This window comes from Elizabethkingia argenteiflava (assembly GCF_009904105.1).
Classification (GTDB): domain Bacteria; phylum Bacteroidota; class Bacteroidia; order Flavobacteriales; family Weeksellaceae; genus Elizabethkingia; species Elizabethkingia argenteiflava.
Genome location: NZ_JAAABJ010000509.1, coordinates 87306 through 104023, shown reverse-complemented (window position 1 = coordinate 104023; position 16718 = coordinate 87306). Strand labels below are relative to the sequence as shown.

Here is a 16718-nt window from a genome sequence, read left to right as displayed (position 1 = left end):
GACCTGGTAGCTCAGCTGGTAGAGCAATACACTTTTAATGTATGGGTCCTGGGTTCGAATCCCAGCCAGGTCACAATTTAATTTGAATTTTTTTCATATTAATATTTTGTGATTTGGTGTTTTAAAAGCCTTTCAGTTTACTGAAGGGCTTTTAATTTTTTAGTCGATTTTATCCTTTAAAGAGACTAGGGGTCAGTCCGTTTTATTTTGTTATAATCAGATCTTTAGCCTTTGAGAATCCCTCCTCCTTATATTCTGCATTTTTCTCTCCTTTTTTCGGACTGAGAATTTTATAAACTAAGGAAACTCCAAATGTTCTGGTATCCAGTTTTCCTTGATAGACATACCCTTTAATAGAGGCAATGTTCTTGCGATACTTCTATTCATATTAAAGATATCATTTCCAAAGAGGGATAGGGATATTGGCTTATTCAGGAGTCTTTTGGAAATATTGAAATCAAAACTATTTTGAAAGGATTTATCAATTAAGAAATACCTGTAGTTTCCTTTACCTGATAGCTTATAGATTCATGGTAGGTTTATGCCCTTTGGAAGAATCAATTGACCCGACAAAAAAAGACCATATTTCAGGTTGCTTCCCGGTTATCGGGATTTTGTATTTTTGATCATCCATATAAAATAGAGGAAATTCATCTTGTTGATGTCAAAATTGAATTTTAAAAGTTCATTCAATCCTTTGGAGTAAATCATCCGTGGAACAGGAAGAGCAAAGCTGAATGTCTGGACTGTTAAATCGGGTATGTTTTGGTACGGGTAATTTACCTTTCCCGCTTCATTTTCTACAAAAAACATGATATCAGTTTTACAAAAATTGATATCATATGAGATATTTGCATAGTCAAATGCCCTTAATTTAACACTGATATTATCATAAAGGCTTGATTGTAAATATGGATTACCCACACAGGATAGCTTATTATTTTCAAAAATCACAGTATTAGGATTCAAGCTATTCATGCTGGGTAATTTAGTTTTTTATTATGGTTTACTTTAAGGAAAACAGCTTTCATAAGGCTGTACTGAATACTTGCATTCGGGAAAAGTTTATACGATTTTATCGCTCGTGAAAGTCCCTTTATTATCATATTTCCCCCTCTTAAGCCAATGATAAAATCAAATTTATTAACATTAGATTGGATTTCAGAATAAGTATTTCGTTCAAAATCTAGAGATTGAAGTTAGCCTCTAAAAACAGCTAAATTTTCCCTATCATATTTAGTACCGAGGTTTAATTTGGATTTTTGCAGTACTTTGATGGGGATACTGTAATCAACACGAAGGGAATAAATATATTCCTTAGAAAGATGATCTATTGAAACTGAATGTTGAGAAAAATTACTGTTTGAGGTACCATAGATAGTCTGAACCTCAAATTTTTTTTATATTGGTCATACAGCTTTTCAAATGTCAGGGCTAGATTATTATGAGTTATGATGTTCTTTGTTTGATCATGTGTGGCTTGCTGCTGGTAGATTGATTCTGGCTAAGATCATAATCAAAAGAAAGCCTAGCGTTTTTGAAGTTTAAGGTAAGGCTGGGGCTTAAGTAATACTAGCTGATGTCTCGATCTTGGAAAAGTTTTGCAATATCAACGATTTCTTTGGTTAGCATATTTTGTTTGTAACTTTGCCCTATCCAGTTTATATTGCTGAATTTGGAAACCAGTATAATACTATTGCGGGTTTTATTTCTCAACTTGTCATCATGAGAAAAGGAATAATGACCTGCATAGGTCAGGCTGGTAAAATTAGCCGCTTTTCTAGAAGATATGATAGCATTGTCTGAAGTACCAGAATATAATGCCCCAGGATGGAGTATGATTTCAATTTTATCTACTGAACGAGCGGGTAATCCTTCTAAGCAATTAAGTTATTTCCATTAATTCTTAGGGTCTTCCGTCCATAGAAACATCCAATGACTTTCGTTGATACATAACATCCACTGATTCAGAGGTGATAATTCCAGGTGTTTTTTTAGACCTTCGGGCATATTGCCCGAATTAAGCAAGGGTTGTTGTGAAAAATCATAAATAAGCCTATCTGGCAAGTGTTCCACTGGCTTTTTCTTTGATGGAATAATGATTTCTTTTAAATCCGTTTTTTTTAGAGGATCCCTTTTAGATTTCTGCTTTACATCAATCTGCGCATACGTAATAAGAGGAAGAAACAGGAGAGGTATTTTTTTTCATAAAAAACTGTTATATTTTGCTCAAAGCTTGCCGGGCATAAATTAAAAGCCTTTCTTTTAAATTATATTTTATCCTCGGAAAGCAGGAGTATGATATTGAAAGGCTTTTTAAAATTGATTTTTTCTATAAAAGCATATTCGATAATAAGGCACTTGCGTATACCTGTGGCTCAAAATTCCATCATAAAAATAGACCTTAATTTTAAAAGTTTATTATTTTAAGCTTAATGCCTATTTTTTTGAATGTTTCCATTTTTTATACCATTGTATAGACAGAAGTAGCCATACGAAGCATTGTAAAATATCACTCCAATTACTTGTCATGTTTTTTTCACTGAAGACCCACTTATAGACTAAAATAGATAAGGCGGTGAGGCATATTAGAAAAAAGATAAAAAAGGTATTTTTATTCATCATATTTTGTGTTGATTATATTTTTATTTAAAACACACATTATTAATGTGTTAGTTTTTTTATAACTATAGTCTTCTCTCAGGGATATAAATCAAGCTATAAACCATATGAAAAATGATGAGCTCCTCCCATAGATAGCTGTGAATGGGCTAAAATCAGGAAATGAGCTTAGTAAAAATTTCTTCAATGTATTATACTTTGGGTTGTTAATAAACGGGTGTCATCAACTTTAAGGTCTATTTTTTCTACAGAAAAATAGATTCTTTCTTAGTACCAGATTTTATTTTTAAAATCGAAGTTGTATAAATTCTTCTATTATTCATTATGTGTTTTTTAGAAGGAGCTAAATCTATTGTGACTTTAGCTGCGTATTTTAATGTGTACAAGGATATTAAAAAAATAGAATGTTTTTTTGATAAAGAGATATCAACGCTACATTTTTTATTTTCACTAAAATATAAAAAAATGAGCACATGGTCTTTTAGATATAAAAATAATGCATAATAAGCTTGAAATCAAATCTTTAAATCTGTTTCTTATAGATGAAATATTCTTTTTGTATCCTTTGGAATTCTGATGAATAGAGTAGCTGTAAGAGGGTTTCTAATTCGCAAATTTAGAAGGTAAAAGGAGGTTTTCCTTTATCTTAATTCACAAAAGCTATTGATTTACCTTTTTATATAGGAGGATTTTTTGACATCGTTTCTCAAATTTTTATTTTGTAAAAATATAAAATTCAACTACTTTTGGGAGAGCGATACCCATTTTGGAAAGCAGCGGCTATTCTTTTTTATTGCTGATCTAAACTGTGTTCGCGACCTATATAAATTAAACCTTAAACTCAGTGTGTGTGATAATAAATAAATATATCCTATGGGATCTGGATGGTACTATTGTCAACAGTGAGGATTTGATCTTTAAAAAACTTATTTTTTCCTCTGCTTGTGAACAGTTAGGTCTGGATTTTAACCTTCAGGAAAACGCTTATGCTGGAAATACAGTTAAAGAAATTTTTGCATTGTTATTACAATCTAATCATGTGTCTGACGATAGCCCTGTAAGGAGTGCTTTTGATCTCTGGAAGGGTCATGTTCTTTCAGCTGTGAGTGAAAATATATTGAGTGTAAAACCCCGATCTAACGCGGTGGAATTGTGGCAGCAATGTCATAAACTGGGTATCCAGCAGGCGGTAGTAACCAGTAACCATCAAGAGATCGCTATACAGTATCTGAGAAATGCAGGTTTATACGATATGTGTGTATCTTTAACTTGTATGGAGGATGTTCGCCATCCGAAACCCGATCCTGAGCCTTACCTTTTGGCGATGAGTAAATTGAATTCCTCGCCTGCCTCTTGTATAGCTATAGAGGATAGTATTACTGGTATCAGATCGGCTAAGGCTGCAGGCTTATATACCTTGGCCTGGGTTAAAGATATGGACGATGTTAGCTTTGGAATCGCCGATGTGGTGACGGCCAAACTTAGTGTAGTGGATATCGTTCGGGGTTTAGGCCTTGATATGCATCAGCCTTAGTCCCCTAAAGAATGAGAATAAAATAAAAACTCATAAGGGGACAGCAAAAATAACATTATTATCATTTTGGCTGCTCCCTCATTATAATAGGGAGATGATCCAAAAATTTGCTAAGTGAATAAGCAATACATTTTAGACTGTAAATTTATAAATCCATTTCCACCATTACCGGGCAGTGATCCGAATGTGCGACTTCAGATAAAATCACAGCCCTCTTTATTTTATCCCTTAGACTATTACTAACCATATTGTAGTCCAGGCGCCATCCTTTATTATTGGCTCTCGCATTGGAGCGGTAGCTCCACCAGCTGTACTGCTGGGTAGTGGGGTGAAGGTAGCGGAAAGCATCTGTAAAAGCGCCCTCTTTCAAGAATTGAGACAGATAGGCTCGTTCCATAGGTAGGAATCCCGAAACATTAGACAATCGCACCGGATCGTGGATATCGATCGCTTCATGACAGATATTAAAATCTCCACAAACAATAAGATTGGGGATGGTTTTACGCAGTTCTTTAAGGTAATTTAAAAAATCGAAGCAAAATTGCATTTTAAGATCCAAACGCAGAATATTGGTGGCTGAGGGAACATAGACCGATATCACCGAAAACTGATCAAAATCTAGTCGGATTACGCGACCTTCAAAATCTATATAATCTATACCTGTTCCATATTCAATATTTTTAGGAGGGTGTTTTGTGGCGATGCCTACTCCACTATAACCTTTCTTCTGTGCCGAGTGCCAGAAGTTGTGATAATTTAGATCTTCAAAAACTTGGGTATTGATTTGCTCTAACTGAGCCTTGCTTTCCTGAAAGCAAATAATATCCGGATTCGCAGAAGCAAGCCATGTAGTAAGGTTTTTAGAAAGGGCGGCACGAATTCCATTCACATTATAGCTGATAATCTTCATATGGGTAGAGGAGATAATAATTTAAATGTTGGGTTTTTAGGGTTTATACTTCGAGTTCAGTCAGTTGATCTTTTGCTTCTTTAATAAGTTCATATAGCTCGCTTAATGTCAGGGCCTGAAGAAATCTCGATTTGAGTGCTTTGAAATGAGAAATGCCTTTAAAATAGTTGTTGTAATGTTGGCGCATTTCTACCAATCCAGGTCTTTCGCCTTTCCATTCCACAGACCATTCTGCATGTTGTCTTACAGCGAGTAGCCGATCTTCCAGGCTGGGCTGGGCAAGCTTTTCGCCTGTTTTCAGAAAATGTTTTATTTCGTTGAAGATCCAAGGGTAGCCAATGGCACCTCTCCCAATCATGATACCATCGCAATTATATTTTTGTTTATACATCCATGCTTTTTCCACAGAAGCGACATCTCCATTTCCAAAGATGGGAATTTCTATATTCGGGTTGTTTTTAATTCGGGAAATATGTTGCCAATCCGCTTCCCCTTTATACATCTGGGAGCGTGTTCTGGCATGAATGGTTAAAGCTTTAATTCCGGTTTCCTGTAATCTTTCCGCAACTTCGTCGATATTGATAGATTCTGTATCCCATCCCAAGCGAGTTTTTACTGTAACCGGTAAATGAGTGGATGAGACTACCGCTTTTGTGAGGCGTACCATAAGATCTATATCTTTTAAAACGCCTGCTCCGGCACCTTTGCATACCACCTTTTTTACGGGACAACCAAAATTGATGTCTACTAGATCGGGCTGTACGGTTTCCACAATCCGTGCCGACATTGACATGGCTTCTTCGTCTCCTCCAAAAATCTGAATGCCAATAGGTCTCTCATAGTCGAATATATCTAGCTTTTTTCTACTTTTTATAGCATCGCGGATCAGTCCTTCTGAAGAAATAAATTCAGAATACATAAGATCTGCGCCATGCATTTTGCAGAGCTTTCGAAAAGGAGGGTCCGAGACATCCTCCATGGGTGCTAAAAGCAGCGGAAACTCAGGGAGTTCTATATTACCAATTTTTACCATACCTTTTGCAAAATTACGATTTTTAGATGAATTGAATAAGGAGCTTATATAGCCAGGCTTTAAAAATGCGTTTTGTGGTCTTGGGGGTTATTTTTATATTTGTTGAAAGTAATCTTTAGGTTCTATAAAATGCAAAATTATCTCAATTTACTTCAGGATATATTAGATCATGGATCGGATAAAACCGATAGAACAGGTACTGGTACCAGAAGCTTGTTCGGCTACCAACTGCGCTATGATTTATCCCAGGGTTTTCCCTTGGTAACCACCAAGAAAGTTCATCTTAAATCTATTATCTATGAATTATTGTGGTTTCTGAGGGGCGATACCAATATTAAATATTTAAAGGATAATGGAGTTTCTATCTGGGATGAATGGGCAGACGAAAATGGCGATCTAGGTCCAGTATATGGTGCACAATGGCGTAGTTGGAGAGGTGCCGAACATAAAGTGATAGATCAGTTATCCGAAGTGATAGATCAGATTAAGAAAAATCCAGATTCGCGCAGGCTTATTATTTCGGCTTGGAATGTGGCTGAAATCCCCAAAATGGCTTTGGCTCCGTGCCACGCAATGTTTCAATTTTATGTTGCGCAGGGAAAACTTTCTTTACAACTCTATCAAAGAAGTGCGGATGTTTTCTTAGGGGTTCCTTTTAATATTGCGAGCTATGCTTTACTGCTGATGATGGTAGCCCAAGTGACAGGTCTTCAAGTAGGAGATTATGTTCATAGTTTCGGAGATGTCCATATTTATAACAATCATTTTGAACAAGTGAAAACACAGCTCTTGCGCATCCCTAAAGAATTGCCTGCCATGAAGCTTAATCCAGCAATAAAAGATTTATTCGACTTTAAATATGAAGATTTTGAACTGCTGAATTACGATCCCTACCCAGGCATTAAAGCGCCGGTTGCCATTTGAGAATTATAGAAAAAGCGGGAAATATTTCGCTTATTTTGTAACGTTTGTGTGTATTTTAGGTACCTATACGTCTGAAAAATCATGTTCTTTTAAAGATTAAAAGTAAAAATAATAAAATGAAAAAAATATTTGTCGCAGCCTTATTCTTAGGTACCCTTCTAAGTCCTTATAAAGTATGGTCTCAAACCGAAAATTCTGGAAGAGAGGGTCTTTATAGGGCTACTCATACTAAAACGACAGAATTAAAACATACCAAGCTGAAAGTCAATTTTGATTATCAGAAAGAACAAATGAACGGAGAAGCTTGGATCACAGCATCGCCCTACTTTTATCCTAGCGATTCTTTAGTATTAAATGCCAAAGCTATGCTTATTCATGAAGTTGCTTTAGATACAGGCAAGGCCAAAACTCCTTTGAAATTTGATTATAAGAATAATATACTAAACATCGCTTTGAATAAAGAGTATGAGCGCAATCAGGACTATACGGTTTATATTAAATACACGGCCAGACCTAATGAGGTAACCCAAGAGGGAAGTGCTGCTATCAATGGAGCTAAAGGACTGTATTTTATTAATGCCCAGGGAAAAGAATTAGACAAACCTACCCAGATATGGACACAAGGAGAAACCGAATCATCGTCGGTTTGGTTTCCAACCATAGATAAGTCCAATCAGAAGATGACACAGGAAATTTATATGACGGTGCCTGATCAATATGTCACTTTATCCAATGGCATACTTAAAGACTCTAAAAAAGAAGGCCATGCGATGCGTACCGATCATTGGGTGATGGAAAAAAAACATTCGCCCTATTTATTTTTCATGGGAGTAGGAGACTATGCTATTGTAAGAGACAAATGGCGCAATATCCCGGTAGATTATTATATCGAAAAAGAATATGAGCCTTATGCTAAGCAGATTTATGGTCACACCCCGGAAATGATGGAGTTTTATTCAAAATATCTGAACTATGATTATCCATGGCCAAAGTATGCACAGATGTCTGCACGCGACTATGTTAGTGGAGCGATGGAGAATACCACAGCGACGCTACATGGGGAATCTGTATTGCAAAAACCAGGGCAGTTGGCAGACGAGAATATTTGGGAGTCGGTGATTGCGCACGAGTTATTTCACCATTGGTTTGGCGATTTGGTAACGGCAGAAAGCTGGAGTAATCTGACGGTAAATGAATCTTTTGCCAATTACTCAGAATACCTTTGGTTTGAGCATAAATATGGTAAAGACATGGCGGATTACCATTTGATGAAAGATAGAGAAAGGTACCTATACGATCCTTCCGATTACGATAAAGATTTGGTACGCTTTAATTATGCCAGTCGAGAAGACGTTTTTGATCTGGTGACTTATCAAAAGGGAGCTGCTATTTTACATATGCTTCGTAATTATCTTGGCGATGCCGCTTTTAGAGCTGGACTGAACGTTTATCTAAAGGAGAATGAGTATAGCACAGGGGAGGCACACCAAATTCGGTTAGCATTAGAAAAGGTGAGCGGTAAAGATCTGAACTGGTTTTTTAATCAGTGGTACTTTTCCAATGGACATCCCAAATTATCTTATACTTACAATTATGAGCCTGTTAAAAAACAGGTAGTATTGACTATTCATCAGTCCCAGGCTCCCTTATTTCAATTTCCATTAGTTGTGGACGTTTATCAGGATGGAAAGCCTGTGCGTCAAAAGGTTTGGGCTGATGCTAAAACGGATAATACTTTTGTCTTTACTTCTTTAAAAAAGAAACCCGAACTTGTCAATATAAACGCTGACGGAGTTTTATTAGCCGAAATTAAAGAAGATAAAACATCCGATCAGTATCTATTACAATATCAGAATTCTAAAGAATTTTTAAGTCGCTACAAGGCGGTTGAGCATGCTTACCGAAATGTGGATAAAAATGAAGCTGATTTAAAGACGCTTTTAGCCGGATTAAAGGATCCTTTTTTCAGAATAAGGATGTTAGCGCTAAAAGGGCTAGATTTATCCCAGCCTCATCAGGCAAAACTAGCTTTGGCACAAGTGTTAAAATTAGTGACCGATGAGCCTAAAACTTTAGTTCGGGCAGAAGCAATAGGGGCCTTGGCAAAAACCAAGGATAAAAAATATGAAAACTTATATGAAAAGGGGATAAAAGCAGTTTCCAATGCGGTGGTAGGAAAATCATTAGGGGCTTTAATGACGATAGCTCCTGAAAAAGTGATTTCATATATGGATCAGCTTAATCCTGATGATGTAAGCGCTGATTTGGAGAGCATATTAGCTCCGCTTATCGTTAAAAATAAAATACTGAAGTTGCAATCGCTCACTTCAAATATAGCAGCTTTTTATCCTTTTATAAATTTGCAATCCCCTGAAGAGGGTAAGGTAGCCGAAGAAGCTTACACCTGGATTATGCAGACCGATAGTTCAGCAGCAGTGAAGCGCCTCATAAAAATTTTAAACCAGATTAAAACAGATATCGGTGATAATCCCCGCGCAAAAATGCTTGTTTTGGATATGCTTAAATCAGGACTTAATATGAAGATGAAAGTCCTTAAATCGAACCCTCATAAATCCAATCTTCACCAGCAGGTGGAATGGATTAATCATACCATAGATTCTTATAGTAAATAATGATTGCTGATTGATTTTAAAAAGCTGCAGAATATCCGCAGCTTTTTTTATGAGTTAAACATAGCGACTTTTCTTTTTTATAAATATGTATTCTATTGACTTAGATTGGTTTTTGGTGGTGTTTATTTTCCATGATGAATAAATTTTTTATTCCGTTAATAACCACGAGTAATGAGCGCCATAAAAGTTGAGAAAACTTTATGTTTTTCAAGTGCCAGTATAATTAGAAATCTTTTCGGGGATGAAAAAATGGATGATCTCTATCATCTTTAAGTCTATAAATAAATCCGTAAATTTGTACTTTATTTAGACTAATCATGATTAAAAAAGAAGCTGTTGAGCAATTCTTGAAAGAAGTTGAGGTAGATGATCTGGTAAGAAACTTCCAAATAGTAGGGGATAATGTTTTTATTGATATGGTAGCACATTCTCCGGCTATGCATGAAAAAAAGAAGTTAGAAGTTGCTATGAAGCAGGCCTTTTCAAGTCATTTTGGAGAAGAGGCTACTTTAAAGTTAAAAGTAGATTCCCCCGAACCTAGCGAAGTGCAGCAAAATAGAATAAAAGGCAAGCAAATTCCTGGAATTAAAAATATTATAGCCATAGCTTCTGGTAAAGGAGGCGTGGGTAAATCTACTATCGCAGCCAATATAGCGGTAACCTTAGCTAAAATGGGCTTTAGCGTCGGTTTGTTGGATGCGGATATTTATGGGCCATCTGTCCCTACCATGTTTGATACCTTGGGGTCGAAGCCTGTTTCGGTTGAAGAGCAGGGGAGAAATTTGATGAAACCTATTGAAAGCTACGGCGTAAAGTTACTCTCTATAGGATATTTTTCAGGTGCCAACCAGGCAGTAGTATGGAGAGGGCCTATGGCCTCTAAGGCTTTGAATCAGATGTTGCGTGATGCAGCATGGGGGGATTTAGATTTTCTATTATTAGACCTTCCTCCCGGCACGGGAGATATACACCTCTCCATTATTCAGGAAGTACCAGTTACCGGAGCCGTTATTGTAAGTACGCCTCAGCATGTGGCGCTTGCTGATGTAAGAAAGGGGATTGGTATGTTCCAAATGGAAAGTATTAGTATTCCAGTACTTGGATTAATCGAAAATATGGCGTACTTTACTCCGGCAGAATTGCCCGAGAATAAATATTATATTTTTGGTAAAGAAGGTGCTAAGCATTTAGCAGAAGATCTTGGAATTCCTGTATTAGGAGAAATTCCGCTTATTCAGAGTATCCGGGAGGCTGGAGATGTAGGACGACCTGCAGCGCTTCAGGAAAATACACTTATCTCGGATATTTATAGAGAAACGGTTCAGAAGATGATAGAAAGTCTGATTCAGAGAAATGAGAATCTTCCTCCTACGGAAGCTGTGAAAATAACAACAATGGCGGGATGCTCGCCCAAAAAATAATTCAGACTATGAGCGAAGCAAAATATAAGGATACAGTAACAAAAGTCATGCAAGCTTTGGAAGAAATCCGCCCATTTCTTAATCAAGACGGAGGAGATATTGAATTAATTGAAGTAAAAGATACCACCGTCATTGTACGCTTACTAGGAAACTGTTCAGCCTGTCATATCAATACCTCCACCCTTAAGTTGGGTGTCGAGAATACCATTAAGCAACACGTTCCTGAAATTCGGAAAGTCATTAATATAGACTAAAAGTTCTGTTATGTTATTATAAAAAAAACTTCTTAAAAGGAAGTTTTTTTTTGTGATTCTTTTCATATTTTTATTTATAACAAATAAAAATAAATTTGCCGTAAATTGTTATTATGAATAAATCTATTTTTATTACCTGTGTTTTAGGCGCTTTTTTTGTCGATGGACAAGTGAAGCAAGCCGATAGCTTAGCTTATAAGAATATTGAAGGGGTAGAACTTTTCGGAGGACAAAAAAAAACAGAAGGTCTGCAAACCTTGACGAGATTGCCTTTACCGACTCGAAATCAGATCCAGAGCATTTCTGTTATTTCTTATAAAGCCATAGAGAGTTTAGGTGGCTTAAGCCTTACCGATGTGGTGAAAAATGTGCCGGGAGTTACTTTATTTGCTAAATATGGAAGAAATAGCGAAAGTATGTCCATAAGGGGCTATAGAGGTGTACCTGTATTAAAAGATGGGGTGCTTTTTGATTCTGATTTTCGTACGGGCAGTATGCTTACCGATATGCAGGGCGTAGAGAATATTCAAATTATAAAGGGGGCAGCGGCTCTTACCCAGGGGGTAGGCAATGGCTTAGGATCTGCAGGCGGAGTGATTAATATCGTGACGAAAAAACCACAATTTATAGACCATAATCAAGTGGGGTTTCGTTACGGGAGTTGGGATTTTTACCGCTCTACTGTAGATGTTCAGAAGGTTTTAGATGCCGAGGGAAAAGTAGGCATAAGATTGAATGCTGCTTATCAAAACAATAATAGTTTTAGAGCCCATGTGGAAGGTGAGCGGGTGTATGTAAACCCTTCCATTACCTTCCGTCCGGATAAAAAAACGAATATTTATCTCTCCATGGATTACACCTATGATATGGTAACACCTGATAGAGGAACGGTGAATTTAGCCGCAGGAGATCGTCAGGCCCTGTATAAAATGCCAAAAGGGAAATTTTTAGGTTTTTCTGAAGACTTCTCAAAATATAAGATTTTTAATTTTACAAGCCTTTTAGAGCGAAAGATTACCGATCACCTGAAAATAAGAACTGCCTATATGAGTTCTTCTAGCGACTATTCCTTTGAAGGAATGTCTATTGCACCTAATGGAGAAAAATGGAACCTGCGCAAACGTTATTATGGTAAAAATAAGAGCCAGGAGAGTAACAGAGTCTTTCAGTTTGATTTCATAGGACAGGACATCCAAACAGACTTTATTAAGCATACTTTTCAGCTCGGTTTTGATTGGAAAGAAGCCGATTTAAAAAGTTATTCTTTTGATGTTTATAAAAATGCTATTCATCCGGATAATCTTATCGGTATCCAGCGAAATCCACAGTTTAGAGATCAACCATTAGATATCATAGATGTTTTAAAAGATATTCCCAATAACTTATCAGTCAATATACTGTATCAAAATAAAGGGAAAAGCACTACGGTAACTCCTAGCATGGGCCTTATGTTCCAGGATGCGATGTCAGTAGGAAAATATATAAAAGCGCATTTAGGTATTCGTTACAGTCGATTAAACGGATCTACTCAGAAAGATGTTGCTATATGGAACCCTTCCGTTGGCTTAATGTTTACCCCTGTTGAGAATATTAATATTTTTGGGTCTTATACTTCGAGCACTTCTCTACGGTCTGCAAATCTCCTCTTACAAGGAGGTGGTCGCGTGGGTGCTTCAAATACCCATCAATGGGAAGCCGGAATTAAATCCGATTGGTTTCATGAAAAATTGAGGTTTAATGTAACCTATTTTGATATTAATGCCAAGCGTTTGTCTTACTCTGTTCTCAACGAAAAGTATGAACCTGTGAGAGATAAAAATAACAATCCACTCTATGGATTGGCCGGAAATCTTAGTAGAAAAGGACTAGAAGTGGAATTGATCGGTAGCATTTTACCCAATTTGCAAATCATGTCGGGGTGGGCTTATTTAGATGCGCAATATCAGAATAGCCCTTCTTATGTAAATGGTTCAAGACCTATGAATGCTCCAAAGCATACAGCCAATGCCTGGTTGAATTATAAATTTGATCATGGTTGTTTAGAAGGTTTTGATGTAGGGGCTGGTATTTATTATGTGGGAGCTCGTCCTGTGGATGAATGGACGCAAAAATCTTTTACCTCGGCACATATCAATAGTGTAACTCCTGGTAAGAAGCCTTTTGATATGCCTTCTTATACCACCCTAGATGCCCAGATCGGCTATGTGTACAAAAATATCGGAGCACGTATATTTTTGAATAATATTTTGAATGTTATTGCCTATAACTCCTATTTCAGAGGCGGTTTTATCGATCAGATTCAACCTAGAAATTATGGATTACAACTTCAGTATAAATTCTAAGTATAGAGGAGAAAATACTTGTTGAAGAATAACCCGTGGATAATTTATTGATTATCCACGGGTTGTATTTTATGATAGAGTGAGTAGATCAGTCCGTCAGCAAGTGAAATCTTAGGAACATAAATTTGTTTTATATGGGCCCAAGTCATAATGTTAATAAAAATTTCCAGTGCGGGAACCATCACATCTGCGCGATCCTCACGAATGTTATATTTAAGCATCCTCTCTTGTATGCTAAGTGGCGCGGCCTCTTTGTAATATGTTTTCAATAGGGAGATAGGCATAGCTTTACCTTCTTTTATTTTTGCCATAGAAGATATTTTATTAATATTCCCTCCAGACCCAATTGCCAGAATGAGTAGTTTGTCTGATAGTTGAGTCTTTATTTCCGCTTTCATCTCTCGCCATGTTTTTTCTTGTACCAGACCCTGGAGTAGTCTTATCGTACCGATATTAAAAGACCTTTTGTAGACCAGATTTTTGTTTTCGTAAAAGCTTATTTCGGTGCTGCCGCCTCCTACATCTATATACAAATAACTGAAGTGATTATCCATAGTTTCTGCAATGTGATTTTCATAGATTAAAGTAGCCTCTTCGTCTCCAGAAATAATTTCGATGTCGATATGGGCTTCTTTCTTGACCTTTTCAATCACGGTCTGTTTATTTTTAGCATCTCTCATGGCACTAGTAGCACAGGCTCTATAATGGCTCACCTGATAAACTTTCATAAGATCATGAAAGATTTTCATAGAATGTACGACCATCTTTTCTCTGGCAGGTCCTATCTCTCCTTTTTGAAAAACGTCCATTCCCAATCTTAGGGGTATTCGAATAAGGTTTAGTTTGGTAAACTCGGGTTGTGCATTGGCGTTTTCTATGACCTCACTAATCAAAAGCCTTGCGGCATTACTTCCTATATCAATAGCTGCTAATCTCATTTTTTACTTTTTGTTTTAAATAGTTGTAAGTCTCTATTTGAGAGCGAAAGGGTTTTTTATCATCTGTATAATATTCGTTTTTAAGATGGGTGCCTAAGTTTCGGGCCTTTACATTATCGCGTAACTGAATGTCTAAAATATCTTTTAATTCTTTTCTTAAAATTTTATTATTAATTTTTACAGCAGCCTCGATCCGATAATCCAGGTTACGTGTCATCCAATCAGCAGAAGAAAGATACATTAATTCTTTTCCACCCTGATAAAAATACATAATTCTTGAATGCTCCAAATATTCATCCACAATGCTAACAGTATGTATTTTCTTTTTAAATGTTTTTTGATTAACTGCACAATAGATGCCACGAACAATCATTTTAATGCTAACTCCTGCTTTGGCCGCCTCATATAGCTTTTTGATTAAATCTTTATCGCTGAGTGAGTTTACTTTTACAATGATTTCGGCTTTATGACCGGCCTTAGCTTCTTCGATCTCTTTGTCGATATAGCTCATGATTTTATCTCGCATATGCTGAGGGCAAACCAGTAAAGTTTTACATTTTGCTAAAGCGGAAAGAGGATCTTGTTTGGGTTTTTTAAGTAAACTAAAAATTCTATTGATATCCGCCATAATGGATTTATCACTGGTCATCAGCATATGATCACCATAGATTTTGGCTGTTTTTTCATTAAAATTTCCCGTACTGACAAAACCATATTGTGTCATTTTATTGTGCACGCGTTTTTTGATCACGCAGAGCTTCGCATGCACTTTTTTGTCAGGTATACCCACCAAAATTCTCACCCCTTCTTCCTCCAGCTTTTCTTTCCAGTAAATATTGGCTTCCTCATCAAAGCGAGCACGAAGTTCTAGCATAACGGTAACCTGCTTACCATTCCGAACAGCATTGATGAGGGCATTGGCGATTTTGGAATGAGAGGCCAGTCGGTAGGCTGTAATATGGATGGTAGTGACATCGGGATCCATGGCAGCTTCTCTTAGCAGATCGATTACTGCGGTAAAAGAATGATAAGGAAAGCTGAGTAGAACATCTTTTTTTAGGATGACGTCCGTTACCCGTGTATGCTGATTAAAATCGGGGTGGTTAAAAGAAGTTCGCTCTCGCGGGCTAGGATTTTCGAAGACATCTGGGAAATCCATGAAATTTTTAAAATTATGAATTTTGTCTCCTGGGATCATGCTGTCCCTTTTGTTGAGATTAAGTTTCTTAATCAGAAAATCCAAAAGACTTTTGTCGATATGGCGATCAAAAACAAAACGAGTCGGTTTTCCCTTTCTTCTGTTTTTTAATCCTTTTTCTATTTTTTCTACGAAGCTTGTTTTTACATCGTTATCTAAATCGAATTCTGCATCTTTGGTTACTTTAAAGCAATGAGCACTAAATTCCTCATAGCCGAAATAAGAAAAAATATGCGGAAGGTTTTCAATAATAACATCTTCTAAAAGGATTACATTTGTTTCTCCATGAGTGGAGGGGAGAAGTACAAAACGTCCAAGCTCGACCGAAGGTACTTCTATAATAGCAAACCTTTTGTTTTTTTTACTATTTTTATTCCACATGGCAATGCCGATATATAAGCTTTTATCCCGCAGAAAAGGCATGCTTCTGTCTTCTTCTAACAGAATAGGAATAATGTTGGATTCTACTTTTTCATCAAAGTATTTACGTATAAAAGAGCGTTGTTGGAAGCTCAGATCGGCAGGGGTACAGATAAAGATATTTTCATCCACCATTTCCTTTTGAATATTCCGCCAAATATTATTGAAATCCTCTTGTTGTTGGATAACCAATTTATTGATAGTATTTAATATTTTTTGGGGTTCTTCAAAGAAAGATTCTGCGGTTATTTTAGCCTTCATTTCCATAGCGCGTTTTAAGCCGGCAACGCGCACGCGGAAAAACTCATCTAAATTATTCGAAAAAATTCCCAAAAACCTTATCCTGAGGGGGAGCGGAACATTTGGATCTGCAGCCTCCTGTAAAACTCTGGCATTAAATGACAACCATGATATGTCTCTTGCGGTAAACTCTGGCATAATATTTTTCTAATTTAAAAGTAGCTAAATATAAGTTATTTTACTCTTATT

Annotated in this window: 13 protein-coding genes and 1 tRNA gene; 8 read left to right on the top strand and 6 right to left on the bottom strand. The window is 36.6% G+C overall.

Features of this window, described 5'->3' with window-relative positions; translation table 11 throughout:
• A tRNA-Lys gene (locus GNY06_RS07420) sits at positions 1-73 on the top strand.
• Between the two features lie 530 nt (positions 74-603).
• Here the strand turns inward: GNY06_RS07420 and GNY06_RS07415 are convergent.
• A complete protein-coding gene (locus GNY06_RS07415; protein ID WP_166519482.1) occupies positions 604-978 on the bottom strand; it encodes a hypothetical protein in 375 nt (124 codons plus the stop codon).
• Positions 979-1647: 669 nt separating this feature from the next.
• Here GNY06_RS07415 and GNY06_RS13730 point away from each other — a divergent pair.
• Positions 1648-1806 (top strand): hypothetical protein, encoded by a 159-nt coding sequence (locus GNY06_RS13730; protein WP_212995096.1) that lies wholly within the window; start codon positions 1648-1650, stop codon positions 1804-1806.
• 93 nt (positions 1807-1899) lie between these two features.
• Here the strand turns inward: GNY06_RS13730 and GNY06_RS07410 are convergent, their stop codons facing one another.
• On the bottom strand, positions 1900-2076 hold the full coding sequence (locus GNY06_RS07410) for a hypothetical protein (protein WP_166519481.1): 177 nt from the start codon (positions 2074-2076) through the stop codon (positions 1900-1902).
• Positions 2077-3466: 1390 nt separating this feature from the next.
• Between GNY06_RS07410 and GNY06_RS07405 the strand changes: the two genes are divergently transcribed.
• Positions 3467-4156: an HAD family hydrolase gene (locus GNY06_RS07405; RefSeq protein ID WP_212995095.1), complete on the top strand. Its 690-nt coding sequence runs from the start codon at positions 3467-3469 to the stop codon at positions 4154-4156.
• A 145-nt stretch (positions 4157-4301) separates the two neighbouring features.
• On the opposite strand, the gene GNY06_RS07400 is transcribed toward GNY06_RS07405, so the two are convergent.
• Both GNY06_RS07400 and dusB read right to left on the bottom strand, forming a co-directional pair.
• On the bottom strand, positions 4302-5066 hold the full coding sequence (locus tag GNY06_RS07400) for an exodeoxyribonuclease III (protein ID WP_166519479.1): 765 nt from the start codon (positions 5064-5066) through the stop codon (positions 4302-4304).
• A gap of 43 nt (positions 5067-5109) precedes the next feature.
• Positions 5110-6099 carry a tRNA dihydrouridine synthase DusB gene (gene dusB / locus GNY06_RS07395; RefSeq protein ID WP_166519478.1) on the bottom strand — a complete coding sequence of 330 codons (990 nt, stop codon included), beginning with the start codon at positions 6097-6099 and terminating at the stop codon, positions 5110-5112.
• 129 nt (positions 6100-6228) lie between these two features.
• Between dusB and GNY06_RS07390 the strand changes: the two genes are divergently transcribed.
• The 5 genes from GNY06_RS07390 (at position 6229) to GNY06_RS07370 (ending at position 13673) form a co-directional block, all read left to right on the top strand.
• Positions 6229-7023 (top strand): thymidylate synthase, encoded by a 795-nt coding sequence (locus tag GNY06_RS07390; protein WP_166519477.1) that lies wholly within the window; start codon positions 6229-6231, stop codon positions 7021-7023.
• 116 nt (positions 7024-7139) lie between these two features.
• Positions 7140-9656 (top strand): M1 family metallopeptidase, encoded by a 2517-nt coding sequence (locus GNY06_RS07385; protein WP_166519476.1) that lies wholly within the window; start codon positions 7140-7142, stop codon positions 9654-9656.
• Positions 9657-9973: 317 nt separating this feature from the next.
• Positions 9974-11077 carry an Mrp/NBP35 family ATP-binding protein gene (locus GNY06_RS07380; protein WP_166519475.1) on the top strand — a complete coding sequence of 368 codons (1104 nt, stop codon included), beginning with the start codon at positions 9974-9976 and terminating at the stop codon, positions 11075-11077.
• Between the two features lie 8 nt (positions 11078-11085).
• Positions 11086-11331, top strand: a complete 246-nt coding sequence (locus GNY06_RS07375) for a NifU family protein (RefSeq protein WP_166519474.1) — start codon at positions 11086-11088, stop codon at positions 11329-11331.
• A 113-nt stretch (positions 11332-11444) separates the two neighbouring features.
• Positions 11445-13673: a TonB-dependent siderophore receptor gene (locus GNY06_RS07370; protein WP_166519473.1), complete on the top strand. Its 2229-nt coding sequence runs from the start codon at positions 11445-11447 to the stop codon at positions 13671-13673.
• Between the two features lie 44 nt (positions 13674-13717).
• Here GNY06_RS07370 and GNY06_RS07365 read toward each other — a convergent pair whose 3' ends face one another.
• Positions 13718-14611: a Ppx/GppA phosphatase family protein gene (locus tag GNY06_RS07365; RefSeq protein WP_166519472.1), complete on the bottom strand. Its 894-nt coding sequence runs from the start codon at positions 14609-14611 to the stop codon at positions 13718-13720.
• The gene (gene ppk1, locus GNY06_RS07360; protein WP_166519471.1) at positions 14592-16667 is read right to left on the bottom strand and encodes a polyphosphate kinase 1; all 2076 of its coding nucleotides are present in this window, start codon (positions 16665-16667) and stop codon (positions 14592-14594) included. The genes GNY06_RS07365 and ppk1 overlap by 20 nt, the downstream gene beginning before the upstream one ends.
• Positions 16668-16718 lie beyond the last annotated feature (51 nt).